Source organism: bacterium SCSIO 12696, assembly GCA_024397955.1.
Classification (GTDB): domain Bacteria; phylum Pseudomonadota; class Gammaproteobacteria; order Pseudomonadales; family Porticoccaceae; genus SCSIO-12696.
This window is the reverse complement of the sequence record CP073744.1, coordinates 2,878,974-2,893,515: the sequence shown is the minus strand read 5'-3', so window position 1 is coordinate 2,893,515 and position 14,542 is coordinate 2,878,974. Positions and strand designations below refer to the sequence as shown.

General features: G+C 53.2%; 14 protein-coding genes. 8 read left to right on the top strand and 6 right to left on the bottom strand.

All coding sequences use genetic code 11. The features are described 5' to 3' along the window. Positions 1-60: 60 nt before the first annotated feature. Positions 61-522, bottom strand: a complete 462-nt coding sequence (locus KFE80_13350; protein UTW45324.1) for a hypothetical protein — start codon at positions 520-522, stop codon at positions 61-63. A 307-nt stretch (positions 523-829) separates the two neighbouring features. On the opposite strand from KFE80_13350, the gene KFE80_13345 reads away from it, so the two are divergent. The 4 genes from KFE80_13345 to KFE80_13330 are packed head-to-tail and all read left to right on the top strand — an operon-like array spanning position 830 to position 5,035. Further along, positions 830-1,360: a DinB family protein gene (locus KFE80_13345; GenBank protein ID UTW45323.1), complete on the top strand. Its 531-nt coding sequence runs from the start codon at positions 830-832 to the stop codon at positions 1,358-1,360. Next, a complete protein-coding gene (locus KFE80_13340; protein ID UTW45322.1) occupies positions 1,348-2,130 on the top strand; it encodes an NRDE family protein in 783 nt (260 codons plus the stop codon). The genes KFE80_13345 and KFE80_13340 overlap by 13 nt, the downstream gene beginning before the upstream one ends. After that, positions 2,127-3,248, top strand: a complete 1,122-nt coding sequence (locus KFE80_13335; GenBank protein ID UTW45321.1) for a D-alanine--D-alanine ligase — start codon at positions 2,127-2,129, stop codon at positions 3,246-3,248. The genes KFE80_13340 and KFE80_13335 overlap by 4 nt, the downstream gene beginning before the upstream one ends. A 41-nt stretch (positions 3,249-3,289) precedes the next feature. Further along, on the top strand, positions 3,290-5,035 hold the full coding sequence (locus KFE80_13330) for a lysophospholipid acyltransferase family protein (GenBank protein ID UTW45320.1): 1,746 nt from the start codon (positions 3,290-3,292) through the stop codon (positions 5,033-5,035). A gap of 67 nt (positions 5,036-5,102) precedes the next feature. Here the strand turns inward: KFE80_13330 and KFE80_13325 are convergent, their stop codons facing one another. From KFE80_13325 to KFE80_13310, 4 genes are all read right to left on the bottom strand, one after another. Continuing rightward, positions 5,103-5,723, bottom strand: coding sequence for an RNA methyltransferase (locus KFE80_13325; GenBank protein UTW45319.1), 621 nt, complete (start codon positions 5,721-5,723; stop codon positions 5,103-5,105). Then, positions 5,723-6,547: an HDOD domain-containing protein gene (locus KFE80_13320; protein UTW45318.1), complete on the bottom strand. Its 825-nt coding sequence runs from the start codon at positions 6,545-6,547 to the stop codon at positions 5,723-5,725. The genes KFE80_13325 and KFE80_13320 overlap by 1 nt, the downstream gene beginning before the upstream one ends. Before the next feature lie 356 nt (positions 6,548-6,903). After that, positions 6,904-8,331 carry an aldehyde dehydrogenase family protein gene (locus KFE80_13315; GenBank protein ID UTW45317.1) on the bottom strand — a complete coding sequence of 476 codons (1,428 nt, stop codon included), beginning with the start codon at positions 8,329-8,331 and terminating at the stop codon, positions 6,904-6,906. 118 nt (positions 8,332-8,449) lie between these two features. After that, positions 8,450-10,102, bottom strand: coding sequence for an acetolactate synthase large subunit (locus KFE80_13310; GenBank protein UTW45316.1), 1,653 nt, complete (start codon positions 10,100-10,102; stop codon positions 8,450-8,452). 174 nt (positions 10,103-10,276) lie between these two features. Here KFE80_13310 and KFE80_13305 point away from each other — a divergent pair, with 174 nt between their 5' ends. Continuing rightward, positions 10,277-11,629: a sodium-dependent transporter gene (locus KFE80_13305; protein ID UTW45315.1), complete on the top strand. Its 1,353-nt coding sequence runs from the start codon at positions 10,277-10,279 to the stop codon at positions 11,627-11,629. Beyond that, positions 11,626-11,928, top strand: a complete 303-nt coding sequence (locus KFE80_13300) for an antibiotic biosynthesis monooxygenase (GenBank protein UTW45314.1) — start codon at positions 11,626-11,628, stop codon at positions 11,926-11,928. The genes KFE80_13305 and KFE80_13300 overlap by 4 nt, the downstream gene beginning before the upstream one ends. Positions 11,929-12,193: 265 nt before the next feature. Here KFE80_13300 and KFE80_13295 read toward each other — a convergent pair whose 3' ends face one another. After that, the gene (locus tag KFE80_13295) at positions 12,194-12,754 is read right to left on the bottom strand and encodes an HNH endonuclease (protein UTW45313.1); all 561 of its coding nucleotides are present in this window, start codon (positions 12,752-12,754) and stop codon (positions 12,194-12,196) included. Positions 12,755-13,321: 567 nt separating this feature from the next. Here KFE80_13295 and KFE80_13290 point away from each other — a divergent pair. Both KFE80_13290 and KFE80_13285 read left to right on the top strand, forming a co-directional pair. Then, positions 13,322-13,585, top strand: a complete 264-nt coding sequence (locus KFE80_13290; protein ID UTW45312.1) for an exodeoxyribonuclease VII small subunit — start codon at positions 13,322-13,324, stop codon at positions 13,583-13,585. Further along, the gene (locus KFE80_13285; GenBank protein UTW45311.1) at positions 13,582-14,466 is read left to right on the top strand and encodes a polyprenyl synthetase family protein; all 885 of its coding nucleotides are present in this window, start codon (positions 13,582-13,584) and stop codon (positions 14,464-14,466) included. The genes KFE80_13290 and KFE80_13285 overlap by 4 nt, the downstream gene beginning before the upstream one ends. Positions 14,467-14,542 lie beyond the last annotated feature (76 nt).

Genomic DNA, 14,542 nt, shown 5'->3' with positions numbered 1-14,542 from the left:
CAAAAAAATAATTAGTTGGCGGCTAAATGAATCAAGATGGACTATTGTTTTGTCAGGCTATCAACCTTGATCAGAAGGTCTCCGTACCCAAGCCAGCCACGCCGCACTCAACCAAACCCCACAGGCCATAAAGAACAAGGCATATTCCCTAGGGCAGCCCTCTTCCAGGCAACTCAAATCCGTGTAAGGGAACAGCCCCAACGGGGTAAATACGTGAAAGAAAATAGCCCCGGTCATCACCCCCAGCGCCAACAATGCCCCCCAAAAGCGGGTAGCGGCAATAATCAGCAACACACTGGCCACGAGCTCTGCCAGACCAATCACCGTTTCACCATAGCTGCCAAAGGCCGCCCCCAAGCCAGGCAGGCCGACGTCATCGCTGATCCAAGTACCAATGGTCTGGAAAATGTACACAGTAATATCGGCGGGCTCGCCAAAATAACCGGCAAACTTGAAGAACAGCGATTGAACAAACACAAAGGCGATATAGCCCACCAGTACCCATTCGAGCTTTTTATTCATGCAGAGATCTCCAAATCGTATAACCAGCGCACATGGTACGCGGGTTAGGTCTTATGAGGCGAAGGCCCTGACCAGTCGCAACTAAAACCAGCTATCGGTATAATGCCGGCTATTTTGAACCATGGGCCTACTGTGCGCCCACCACCCAGTTGATACAAGTCATTCCCGTAGCCAGACTTTGGAGCAACCATACACTGGCTTGGTGTGGATCGAGAAGTCACCGCAATGGAATTATTTCCGCCGCTGTTAGTCGAACATGCCTATACCCGGAATAAAACTGCGGGCATTGCCCGCCATGTGAGTTATTTTGCAGAACGATCCACAACAGAACATACTGGTTGACCAAAATATTCTGATATTGCACAGCCTGCGCACCATTATCAGTCAGCTGGACGACACCGTTTACACCGCCACCCACGACACCTTCTACAGTTCCTCAATTGGCGCCCATACGCGCCACATTTTGGATCATTACCTGATGTTCCTGGCGGGTGTCGAAGGCGGCACGGTCGATTACGACAAACGTTGTCGCGACCCGGAAATAGAAACCAATCGCGACCACGCCAGGGCAACCATTGGCCGTATTATTGACGGGCTCAAGCATCTGCCCAGCAACGACACTCCCATCAATGCGGCTATTAAGGTCACTATTGAAGGAACAACACCGGTTCAGGCATCCACTGTGGGCCGCGAGCTGATTTTCCTGCACGGGCACACCACCCATCACCACTCGTTGATGGCGCTGATCCTGCGCCTGCAGGATACCCCCGTGGACACCAACTTTGGTTACGCCCCCTCTACCCTGAAATACCGGAGTGAACAGGTATGTGCACGCTGAGCTGGATTCAGCACCGGGACAGTTACAGCCTGGTCTTTAATCGCGACGAACTGAACAGCCGCCAGCGAGCCTTACCGCCAACGGTGAAAGTTGGCGCCGACGGCAGCCGCTGCCTGTCGCCAACGGATACCGACGCTGGAGGCAGCTGGCTACAAGTTAATGAGCACGGCCTCACCGCCTGCTTGCTCAACTATTACGCTGCCGATCGTGCACCCAGTAACGATGTACACAGCCGCGGCGAAATTGTGCTGATGCTCACTGGGTGCCGCACCATCGCCGAAGCAGAAGCCATTATTCAACAGCTGGACACCAGTCATTATCGAGGTTTCGACCTGGTACTGATGGAAACCAATCAGCGGCCTGTACAGTACCGCTGGGACGCTGTTGAACTGACTCGTCACCTGCCAGAAATCCCTCTTACATCTTCCTCGTACAAAACCGAGGAAGTGTGCGAATACCGCCGTGAGTTATTTCTGCAAAGTGCACCGCACAACTTGCAGCAATTGCTGGCCTTCCACAACTGCCACAGCGCCGAGACTTCCGCTCACTTACCACCACCCAGCCCCGCACATGCCCCTTGTATGCACCGGGCCGACGCAAAAACGGTGAGCCAGTGTGTGGTAGAAGTGAATGACACGTCGGTATCCATACGCTACGCCGATGGCAGCCCCTGCCGCACTCCCCTGTCAGCACCGCTGATATTGGAAAGAAGCCTGTCAGCAGCTGAGCAGCCTTTGGTGGCAAATGCCGCCTGCGCAATGGCCTCATGAGCACCACATCCTCGACCTCACAACAAAGTTACACCGTACCCGGCATGCCCCAACTGGAGCACAGCGGTAATGCGGTGTCACACTTTGAGTTCTGGCCCACCTGGCTGGTATATCTGCCGGTGATTTTTCAGTGGCTGGGCTTGGCGATCCGTTTTCGCTCCCTGTCATTGCCACTGGTGGCCAATCCCAACGTGGAAATGTCGGGCATGGTGGGGTTTTCCAAAAGCGACCTGATGGCATCGGCCAGCCCCGACAGCCAACCTTATATCCTGCCCTTCATTACTCATACCGTAGGCGGGCATTTTGACAGCGATCTGGCAACCATTCGCCAACAACTCAGCGAACAGGGGCTGAAACTGCCTCTGGTCGGCAAGCCCGATTTGGGTTGCCGTGGCGCAGGGGTGTGCCTGCTGGAAAACGAACAGGAACTGGCGGACTACCTGGGCAGTTACCCCCAGGGCAGCACCTTTATGTTGCAACAGCTGGCATCTTGGGAACCGGAAGCCGGAGTGTTCTATATCCGCCACCCCGGAGCACCCCAAGGGGAGATTATATCTCTGGCTCTGAAATACAGCCCCTATGTGACTGGTGATGGCCGCAGCACTCTGGCAGAACTGATGGCCAATGACCCTCGCGCCGGGCAACTGCAGCACCTGTACGAAGAGCGTCATCAAGAGATGCTGGATACGGTTATTCCCGCTGGGGAGCCCTATCGACTGGTGTTTTCCGCCAGCCACTGCCGTGGAGCGGTGTTCCGCGATGGCGGCGAATACATTACTGAAACATTACGGCAAAAATTGGATGATATTCTGGGCGGATTGCCTGAGTTTTATTACGGTCGGCTGGATATCAAGTTTCGCGATACCGACAGTTTGACCCGAGGCGAAGATCTGGAAATCGTTGAAATCAACGGTGCCAGCTCGGAATCGCTGCACATCTGGGACAGCGGTGCTAAATTGACAGATGCATGGAAAGCATTATTGTTTCAATACGGTTCACTGTTCCGTATTGGCGCAAAAAACCGCCAGCGAGGCTTCAAAGCCCCAGGCATACTGGCTTTGTGGCGCGCCTGGAAAGAGGAAAGCGCCCTGGTGAAACAATACCCGGACACTGATTAACTGGAACCGATTGGAGCAACACGCAATCCCAGGACAAAACTATGGCAACCACTAACCCATTCCGCATCCCGCTGAAAAGCCGCCCTGTTGCCAGCGCCATCGAGCGCATGCTGGGCCTGCATCGCTTGGCTGACACTTATGCCCAGCGTCCGCAGAACGCCAACACCGAAGAGTTTCTGGCATTTGCCCTGGATCACTTGGGCATTCGCTTGCACACCCCTGGCGGAGAGCAAAGCCTGGAGCAAATCCCTCGCAGCGGGCCACTGCTTATTGTTGCCAACCACCCACTCGGTGGCCTGGAAGGGGTTGCCATCACTAAATTGTTGATGGCCATTCGCCCGGACATCAAAGTGCTCACCAACGAGCTGTTGACCCGAATCCCCGAATTCCAGTCTATTTTTGTGGGCGTTAACGTACTCTCGGATAACGCCGCCCGTGAAAATATTCGCGGCATTCGCACCGTGGCCAAGCACCTGGAAAACGGTGGCTGCCTGTTGATGTTCCCGGCGGGTAAAGTGGCGTCTATTAATGTGCGCAATCGCCGCATTGAGGACCACCCCTGGAATCGCCTGGCGGGCAAACTGCTGCAACGCAGTGGTGCCACCTGCCTGCCTATCCATGTGGGCGGTTACAACAGCAAGCTGTTTTATTCCCTGGGGCTGATTCACCCCCGGCTGCGCACCGTATTGCTTCCCCGTGAACTCACCAACAAACAGAACAGTACTCTGTCTCTGACCATTGGTGAACCCATTACTCCGGCAGAGCTCAGGCACCTGGAAAACGAACGTGCCATTACCGATTACATACGCTTGGCCACCGACTTTCTCAACCTGCAGTACGAGCGCACTGGCGCCCCGTCCACTTTGCAGTTTGCCGAAATTTCCGAGCCCGGCGGCGACGCCCACGAACACCTGCAGACCATTACTGAATTTCGCCTGATCGAAAGCGACACATTTGATGTGTATTGCGTACCCTACGATCAGCTGGGCCCGGTAATGACCGAAATTGGTATTGCTCGGGAAGTCACCTTCCGCGACGTAGGTGAAGGCACTGGCAACCCGATCGACACAGACCGCTTCGACCCTCACTACCTGCACTTGTTTATCTGGGATAAGGAAGAGCAGCGCATTGCCGGCGGCTACCGCATTGGACACCCTCACTCCATTGCCGACGAACACGGTATGGACGCTCTGTACGCACGTACCCTGTTTAACTTTAACCGGGACTACCTGGACAAAGTGGGTTGCTCACTGGAAATGGGCCGCTCGTTTGTTTACCCCGAGTATCAACGCCACCCGATGGTGCTGGACTTGCTGTGGCGTGGTATCGGCGCCTACGTGGCAAAACACCCCCAGTACCACACTTTGTTTGGTGCGGTTAGCATCTCCCGGGAGTATTCCAACTTTGCTCGCGCCCTGATCGCCGAAAGCATGGTCACGGCCTTCCCGGCAGACAAAGAGTATATGGAAGACGTACACCCTATCGTGCCATTAAAGGTGTCGAAAAAACCTTGGTCACAGGCCATGCTGAAATCCCTCAAGCACGTCTCTGCCCTTAACAAACTGGTGGGTCGCTGCGACCCGGACAAGGGCCTACCCACCTTGCTGCGCCACTACCTGTCTCTGAACGGCAAGTTTGTCTGCTTCTCCGTCAACAAAGTGTTTAACGACTCACTGGACGGTTTGATTCTGGTGGATATGCGCAAAATGCCAGGCCGTTACCTGAAGCGGTATTTGGGTAAGGACGGAGCGAAACGGTTTATGGAGAAGTGGGAGACTGAGGAGTAGTTTCCCGCTTTGTTATTGTGGGGAACACCGCGACGCGGCAGCTTATTATCTATTCAAAGAAAAAGCACTAATTGTCTATTTCGGGTATCGGCCGCTTTTGTTTAGCTCGCTTAAAGCGCTTCTGATACTCACGCCGTTGTTTGGTAACTTCGTACAAAACAATTCCTGATGTTGTCCCTAAGTTAAGGCTTTCAATAATTCCATACATCGGAATTTGTACACACATATCACTCTTTTCAACAGCGATATCACTGACACCTCTTGCCTCATTGCCAAACCATACGGCTAATTTTGTATAAGCTGTGTAGTCTCCTTCATGTAAAACAACATTATCTTTGCCCTTGATATGTGGAGACGTGACAATCGAAGAAAATCGATTTTTTTCTAAATGGGCCAAGCATTCTTCAGTACTATCAAATCTCTTAACGAAACTCCATTTAATCGCAGACACAGAGGTTTTAGACAAAGATTTTTTATCTCTCATTTCCTGCCAATCATCCGGCAAAGATTTTCGAGAGTCGATGATATAGGTTTTCTCAGCACCCAATGCATTGACATTTCTTATCACCGTACCGATATTTTTGATATCCATCGGATTTTCTATTACTGCAATTAGGTTCTTGCAACGAAAATCTTTTATCTCATCAGCCCGCTCGCGTACAGTGCTTTTGTTTTTTTGAACACCCATCAAACCACCGCCAGCTCTTCCCCACTAGCCTCCATCACTTCTTCCAACCGATCCAGCACTTTATCCCGCGACAACGCCAGCAGATTGGCTGCTACCTCGGGGTAGTACTCTTCGTCATTTTCATCCAGTTCTTTGGTTGCTGAACACAATAAGTGGTCGGCAACCGCCAGTAATGCAGCGTAATTTTCGTCGCCTTCGTAAGCCTGTGGCTCCAGTTGGTGGGCGATGGCCTGTTGAATCACTTCTGGAAAGTCCCAGCGCTGCGCCAGGGCTTCACCCACTTCGGCGTAATCGAGGCCCATCAGATTTTTCTGGCTTTCGGCGCGGCAGGCACCCATTTCTTCGTAACTGTCGATATCCGCGCTCAAAGACGGATTGGCCATCCGGATCAGCAGGTCACCAATGCGGTGCAGCATGCCGCACATAAACGCCACGTTGGCATCCAGACCAGCTACTTTTGCCAGCTTCTGACTCAGACTGGCGACCTGGAAGCTGTGTTTCCAAAAGGCTTCTTTGTTGAAACCTGGCATATCCGGGAACAGACCCGTGGCACTGGAAGCCACCACTAAGGTACGCAGTGCCGACATGCCCAGCAATACCACGGCCTGATCGAGAGTGGCCACATTGCGAGCCCCACCAAAATAAGCGGAGTTGGCCAAGCGCAGTACCTTGGCAGCAATAACCTGATCTTGGGATATTTTGTCGGCAATCACCTTGAGATCTACATCCGCGTTACTTTCAAACGCCAGTAGAATTTCCTGGGCAATTTGCGGAAGCCCGGGAGGCAGTTGTTGAACCCGTTTAAAGATTTCGTCGATAGTCATGGTGAGCGGCAGTCCGTTGTTGTTAATTATTATGGTGTTAGGGCCTGTTAACACTAATTGAATCATCACTGCTGGGAGCCATTTTTTTGCCCAGCAAGGCAGAAAGAGTGCCGTGTAGTCATTCTACATAAGCGACTGATAACACAGCTGGGCGGAAAAATGGCCCCAGCCCTTCGGGTTGCGGCTAAAAAAGCGTCACTCGGTGTTGCTCGTCGCTCATTTGGAGTGACCAAACCACACGACTCGCGCCTTGATTGGCGCTTTTTTAGTCACAACAGTGGCGATTCAATTAGTGTTAACAGGCCCTAGATTAGCACAGCCATAAAGCAACGGACTACGACAGCAAACCGGAAAAATCAGTGTGATGTGACGCGTATCACCGTCATTTTGTCGATCTGCATTTCGTCAATGGTGTGGCCTATGCCACCGACGCCAAGCCCTGAGTGCCGCAGGCCCGCGAACGGCATGCCATCGTGACGAAAGGCAGTATGTTCGTTAATCATCACTGCAGACGCATCCAACCAATAGCAAATGGTCATGGCGCGGTCGATGTCCTGGCTGAATACCGCAGCCTGGAAGGCCACATCCAGGCTGTTGGCTCGACGAATAGCCTCATCCAGTTTGTTGTAGCCGTACAGGCAAACCACTGGGCCGAACACTTCCTGCGTGCTCACCTGGGCATCGTCGGGCGGGTTCACCAACACGGTGGGCGCGTAGCAGTTATTGCCCAATATTTTGCCACCGGCTTTTAAACGCGCTCCCTGCTGCTGGGCTTCTTGAACCCACTGGTGCACACGTTCCACTTCCGCAGCGCGAATCAACGGCCCCACTTCAGTGGCATCATCCAGTGGGTCACCCACTGCCAGCTTGGAAGCCCCTTTGGCCAACTGTTCAGCGACCTTTTGCAACAGGGCATTGGGCACATACACCCGCTGTACCGACACGCACACCTGGCCGGCGTGGTAAAAGCCCCCTTTCAGCAGCGACGGAATCAATTTACCCAAATCCGCGCTGGCGTCTACGATAACCGGAGCGGCACCGCCGTGTTCCAGAGCACAACGGGTGCCCGGCGCCAGTTTACTGCGCAACATCCAACCCACTCTGGAGCTGCCAATAAAGGAGAAAAAACCAACCCGCTTATCACTGACCAAGGCCGTAGCCAATTCCAGTGTGGTGGGCATCACCACTTGGCACCATTGCGGCGGCAAGCCGGCTCGATGCAATAACTCGACAAAGCGTACACAGGAAATCGGCGTATCGTGTGCCGGTTTGACAATCACTGGGCAACCCGCAGCAATCGCCGGGCCCACTTGGTGAACGATCAGATTCAATGGGTGGTTGAAGGCACTTACCGCAACCACTACCCCGATAGGCTCCTTCTGAGTAAATGCCATGCGGTCAGCCAGAGGCATAGGCACCACACCGCCTGCATGTTGGGCGATGTGCTCAACACAAAGCTTCACCCCATCAATGGCCCTCTGCACTTCCACTCGGGAATCCAGCAGCGGCTTGCCACCTTCCTGGGCAGCGCCGTTGGCTAGCTCATCAAAATGCTCAGCCATCAGTACCGCGGTGGCTTCCAGTATTTCCACGCGCTGCTGTAACGGCAGCCACTGGTCGCGGTCGCGAAACAATTCATGGGCGGTATTGAGGGCAAGTTCCACTTGCTGTTCGTCGGCGCGAGCAACCGTTGCAATTTGCTCACCGGTGTAGGGAGAGAAAACCGCTTCCGGTTCAGCGGTTTCTGAGGTACCGGGAATCATCAGTGGGTAATGAGTGGCCATAGTATTCAGCAGTACAGTTGTGGGGAATCCCAATTGCCCCCAATGAGTTCAAGCGGTCATCCTGAACGCAGCCGTCGCCACTCCCGCAACAGCGAGAATGACGACATATTGATGGCGATTAAATAGAGCAGGTCACCTGCCCCAAACGCTCAGTCAGAATGTTGTTTTCACGGTAATCGATGGGAACAACCACCAGGCTCGGGCCAGACTCGTTAAAAGCAGCCTCCAGTGAGCTTTGTAAATCGCGACTGTTGGACACAAAATGGCCGTGCCAGCCAAACGCATTGGCCAGTTGAATCCAGTCCGGGTTGCCAAAATCCAGCTCAGTGTGTTTGCCAAATTCGTTGTCCTGCTTCCAGGCGATAAGGCCGTAAGCGTTGTCTTCCCAAACCATGGCCACCAAGTTGCTGTTGAGGCGGCGAGCGGTTTCCATCTCCTGCACATTCATCATAAAACCGGCATCCCCAGAGATCGCCAGAATGCGTTTGTCAGGGTGCACCAATGAAGCGGCAATGGCACCAGGTAGCGCAAAGCCCATGGAGCAGAAGCCGTTGGGAATCAGGCAGGTATTGGGTTCGTGACATTGGTAGTGACGGGCAATCCACATTTTGTGGGCACCCACGTCGGAAAGCAGAATGTCATTCGGCCCCATCACCTGGCGGCAATCCCACAAAACCTTCTGTGGGCGAATTGAATTTTCGGTATCGTCGTCTTTGTGGGCAGTAAACTCAGCCCACATATCCCGGCGCACGGCTTTTTGCTGGCTGAGGTCGTACTCCAGGCCACCGGCGGCATCGACACGTTCATTGAGCATCCACAAAGCGTGGGCCAGGTCGCCGACCACTTCCACTTCCGGGTGGTAGTTTTCATCAATTTCCGCAGGCAGGAAGTCGATATGCACGATTTCTTTATTGCCTTCCGGGTTCCACAGGCTGGGGTGGTATTCCACCATATCGTAACCAATGGTAATCACCAGATCGGCTGCATCCACCGCACAGGAGACAAAATCCTTGGCACCGAGGCCAATGGTGTACAGGCAGTAGTCCTCGTCCATGTCCACACAGCCCTTGGCCATAAACGTGCTGACCACACCGATACCGGTTTTTTCGCAGAGCATGCGCAGCTGCTTGCTGGCGCGGCGGCGGATACAGCCGTTACCAGCAACGATCAATGGGCGTTTGGCGTTTTTGATTTTTTCAAAGGCGCGGTCGACGGCTTTGTCATCCGGTACTGAACGGCGGAACTTCTTCACCGCCAGGGGCTTTTTGTCAGTCTCCCACTTGGCAATATCTTCCGGCAGTTCCACGTGCACAGCACCTGGCTTCTCGGTACGCGCCAGGCGCACTGCCTTACGGGTAATCTCGGGAATACTGTCGGCGTGAATCACCTGCGTGGCCCACTTGGTCACTGGCTCAAACATGCCGACCACGTCCATCACCTGGTGGGATTCTTTGTGCAGGCGGGTCGATGCGCCCTGCCCTGTCAGCACTAACATGGGCGCGCGGTCCATATTGGAATCGGCGACGCCGGTAATCAGGTTAGTAGCCCCCGGACCCAGTGTGCCCAAACAACCTGCCGGGTCACCGGTAAGTCGCCCGTAAATTTCTGCCATAAAAGCCGCACCCTGTTCGTGGCGGGTCAGAATAAAGCGAATCTGGTCGCTCTTTTCCAGGGACATCATAAAGTCGGCGTTTTCCTCACCGGGAACACCAAAAATGTATTCGATACCCTCTTCTTCCAGACATTTTACAAACAGGTCAGATGCTTTCATGGGAGACTCTTTTATCGGTTAGTTATTGGTCATTATTTTGCTGGCGGTCGACCAAATGGACGTACCAGTGTTCTTTTTACCTTAATGTGCCATGTGATTGAAAGTCGTTTTCAATTGTGGCAGTGGGTTTAGTGCCGTTATCATAGGCCAAAACTATAACTATGAGGGTAGACCATGGGCAGTACTCGCGGCCAGTTTTCATCACGCTTTGGCTTTATTATGGCTGCGGCCGGTTCAGCGGTGGGGCTGGGCAATGTGTGGGGTTTCCCAACCAATACTGCCAGCAACGGCGGTGGTGCCTTCCTGCTCATGTATTTAGTGTTGGCGTTCTGCCTGGCTTATCCGGCATTGATGGCGGAGCTGGTGATCGGCCGCCACACCAAATCCAATATGGTTAGCGCGCTGCAGAAAGTGGCTACCAGCCGCCTGATAAGCCGCTTTGGCCAACTCACCGGGTTCTGCGGACTGATCGTTGCCAGCCTGATTCTCAGTTTTTACAGCATTGTCGCTGGCTGGATGATCTCACACACCATTGAGCCAGTTGCCACCGCAATGGGCTTCGCGGAATTAGCGGGCTGGTTGACGGACTTTGGTACAACCCGAAACCTGCTGTTCGCCGGACTGTTTTCGCTGCTGACCATCTGGGTAATCAGCGCCGGGGTGGAAAATGGCATTGAGAAGTGGTCCAGCCGGCTGATGCCGTCGCTGTTGATCATCTTGATGCTGCTCATCGTTTATGTGCTGTTTCAAGACGGCGCTATCGATGGCCTCAAACACTACCTGGTACCCGACTTTGCCCGCATTACCGACCCGCAATTAATGATCAGCGCACTGGGGCAGGCGTTCTTTTCGCTGTCGCTGGGGGTTGGCACCATGCTGATCTATGGTTCCTACATCAGCAAACAAGAGAATTTGCCCAAACTCGGCGCTATTGTCACCGGGGTAGATATCAGTATCGCTTTTTTTGCTGGACTGTTGATTTTACCCGCCATGTTTGTGGCTCAGCACAATGGTGTGCAAATCTACTCAGAGGCAGGCGCACTGATTTCGGAGGACACGCTGATTTTTCAAACCCTGCCAGCGCTGTTTAAAACCATGGGAAGTGCTGGCCTGTTTGTGGCATTCGCATTTTTTACGTTGATGTCGATTGCTGCGTTAACGTCGTCGATTTCCATGCTTGAAGTACCGGTTTCCTACGCCGTAGAAGCTCACAGCATGAAACGCCGCACTGCCACCTGGATTATTGGTCTGATCATCCTCGCCATAAGCACATTGATTATCCTCAATTTTGAATCCCTGTTCCTATTTGTTGTGCACTTAACCACCCGTTACAGCCAACCATTACTGGGAATCGCCATCTGCTTATTTGCAGGTTGGGTCATGCATCGCCATAAAATACTTGAGGAGATTCGTCAGGGGCTGCCCAATGCAGAACAAACTCTGTTTTGGAAGGTGTGGCCGGCGTACGTTCGCTACTTCTGCCCAACACTGATAGCCATCACCTTTATCCAGAGCCTGCGAGCATGACCTACGCAGTTATATTCACGGCCACACCCACCCCCCAAGGCAAGGGCGATAGTTACAGCCAAACGGCCCAGCGCATGCGCCATTTGGCAGAGCAGCAACCGGGTTTTATCGGCATCAGCAGTGCCTTTGAAGGCGATACCGAAATTACGGTTTCCTACTGGGAGTCATTGGCTGCCATCAAAGCCTGGAAGGCGAACAGTGAACACCTGGATGCACAACGGCTGGGGCGGGAGCAGTGGTACCAGAAATATAAGGTAGAAGTGGTGAAGGTTGAGCGGTGTTATGAATTTGAAAACTAACGCTGCGGGCTACTAGCTACGGGCTGCGAGCACATTGTGCCACAGTTAGGTAAAACTCCCGTTGTCGTCATTCCCGCGAAAGCGGGAATCCACATACTTCGGTATTTGCGAACTTTAGTGCCAGACTAAACATGGTTCCCCGCCTGCGCGGGGATGACAATCTTTTTGAGTCCTGAACGAGCTACCAGATACTCACGTCGCTGAGCCACTCAGAATGACAAGTACGCTCGATCTGCTCGCAGCCCGAAGCGCGCGGCCCGCAGCTTTATAACCACCGAGCATTTTTAGAAAATTGACCCCGTAAAAACTCCATTTGATCGCCCAAGATTCGCCGGCTGTTAATCAACGCAAGGTACTCGGCGTTATTGGGGCTATAGGGCAACGCGATTAATTCCATGCCAATCTCTTCCAGCAAATAGTCCGCTTTGTGTTGGTTGCAGCGCCGACATGCCGCCACCACGTTGTTCCAGCAATCTTCACCACCACGGGAGGTGGGGCGAATATGATCCCGGGTCAACTCATTGGCTGAAAAGTCTCGCCCACAATACATACACAGATAAGAGTCGCGCACGAACAGCGCCTGATTGCTTAGCGGATAGCACTTTCGTGGTTGGGCCATACGCTCACCACCACAGGCCATGATACTGGGCAGCTCTACTATCGTACGTTCACCGGTAAAACGAGAAAATCCACCGCGTACTCGCTGTACGGTATCCCCCATGGTCCACAGCACCAGCTCACGAGAATACATACAAACTGCGTCCTGCCAGCCAAGCCATTCAATGGGCTGCCCAGCGAGGTTCAAACGTAAGATCATCGGCTGCACAATATCACTCCTGTAAACAAACGAACGGCAACAAAAAACCCCGCCAGGGTATCCGGGCGGGGTTTTATAAAAGCGCGAAAGAGACTGCTTGCAACGGACGACCACATCCGATGACGATAACTGGCAGATGGGCAACGCCATCTGAGTTGTGCGCAATAGACGCTGTAGAAGGTGCATCCTCCTCTACAAAACAAACCATGACTGGTATCCAGTCAATGTTGTAAGCATACCTGCATCGGGAGTGCTGTCAACATAAAGACTGCCGACATAAAGAAAACCCCGGGTTGTTACACCCGGGGTTTAAAGCAGTATAGAACTCCAACCGTGGAGTTACCGTTACAATACGTCCATGTCATCCGTGGGGGGTACGTCCTTGGTAAATGCATCCAAAGCACGCTCAGTGTGCCCATACATGGCTCTGGATACTATCGGTAAAAATCTGTTTTTTATGTAATCTTTTTCCTACCCCTACTGAGATCAACAGATCCAGGGTTTCAAGCACTGACCGATTGACCCATTAAGTGCGCTCCGCTAGGGTGGCAGGCTTTCGTCATTTTGGAATTCAGCGTGGCCAGCAGCAAATCATCCAGCAAACAAAAATCCATTAACTTTGAGCAAAAATTGAGCGAACTGGAGGCTCTGGTTAACCACATGGAAAGTGGCGACATGTCTTTGGAGGAATCATTGAAAGCCTTTGAAAAAGGCATTCAAATCACCCGCCAATGCCAACAGGCATTGAGCGATGCCGAACAAAAAGTCTCCATACTGACGCAAAACAACCAAGGCGAACTAGACGAGAAGCCCTTCGAGCCAGGCAGCAGCGATACATGAACACCGCGTTACAACAGCTCCAGTCCCTTGCTGTAGAAAGGGTTGATCGGCAACTATCCGACACCGTCGTCGCGCACCCACAAGCCAAAGCCCTGTCAAAAGCCATGCGTTACAGCGTACTCAACGGTGGCAAGCGAGTTCGTCCCATGCTGACCTACGGCGCTGCCCAGGCAGTGGGCTGCATAAACGCGGATACGGACAAAGTCGCCTGCGCTGTAGAGCTGACACATGCTTACTCTCTGATTCACGACGACCTGCCCGCCATGGACGACGACGAACTGCGCCGCGGCAAACCCACCTGCCATATTCAGTTTGACGAGGCCACGGCCATCCTCGCAGGTGATGCCCTGCAGGCACTGGCGTTCGAACAACTGACTCAGCTCACCGAAACCTCTACCCAGCAGGCACTGCAGATGGTGGCCACACTCGCTAGAGCCGCAGGCTCCCACGGTATGGTAGCTGGCCAGGCCATCGATCTAGCCGCTGTCGACCACACCTTGTCGCTGGAGCAGCTGCAGCAAATGCATAACCTGAAAACCGGTGCCTTGATTGACGCCAGTATTCAATTGGGCGCTACCAGCGCTGGCGCTACTACTGCACAGCTTACAGCTCTGGCGGAATACAGCCGCTGTATTGGCCTGGCCTTTCAGGTGCAGGACGATATTCTGGATGTAGAAGGCAACACGGCAACACTGGGCAAAACCCAAGGCGCCGACCAGGCACTCAACAAACCAACGTACACCTCCCTGCTGGGAGTATCTGCCGCCAAGCAAAAAGCCAGAGAACTCTGTGACAACAGCTTGCAAGCCTTAGCAGACTTTGATCATCAAGCAGACGGATTAAGGGCCGTTGCGGATTACATTGTATCCAGAGAGTTTTAAGTAAACCCGATAGCCGTTGTGTATAACGTCCCTTTAATCTCCACAGTATCCCCACAAACCTGCTCAAACCAATGGG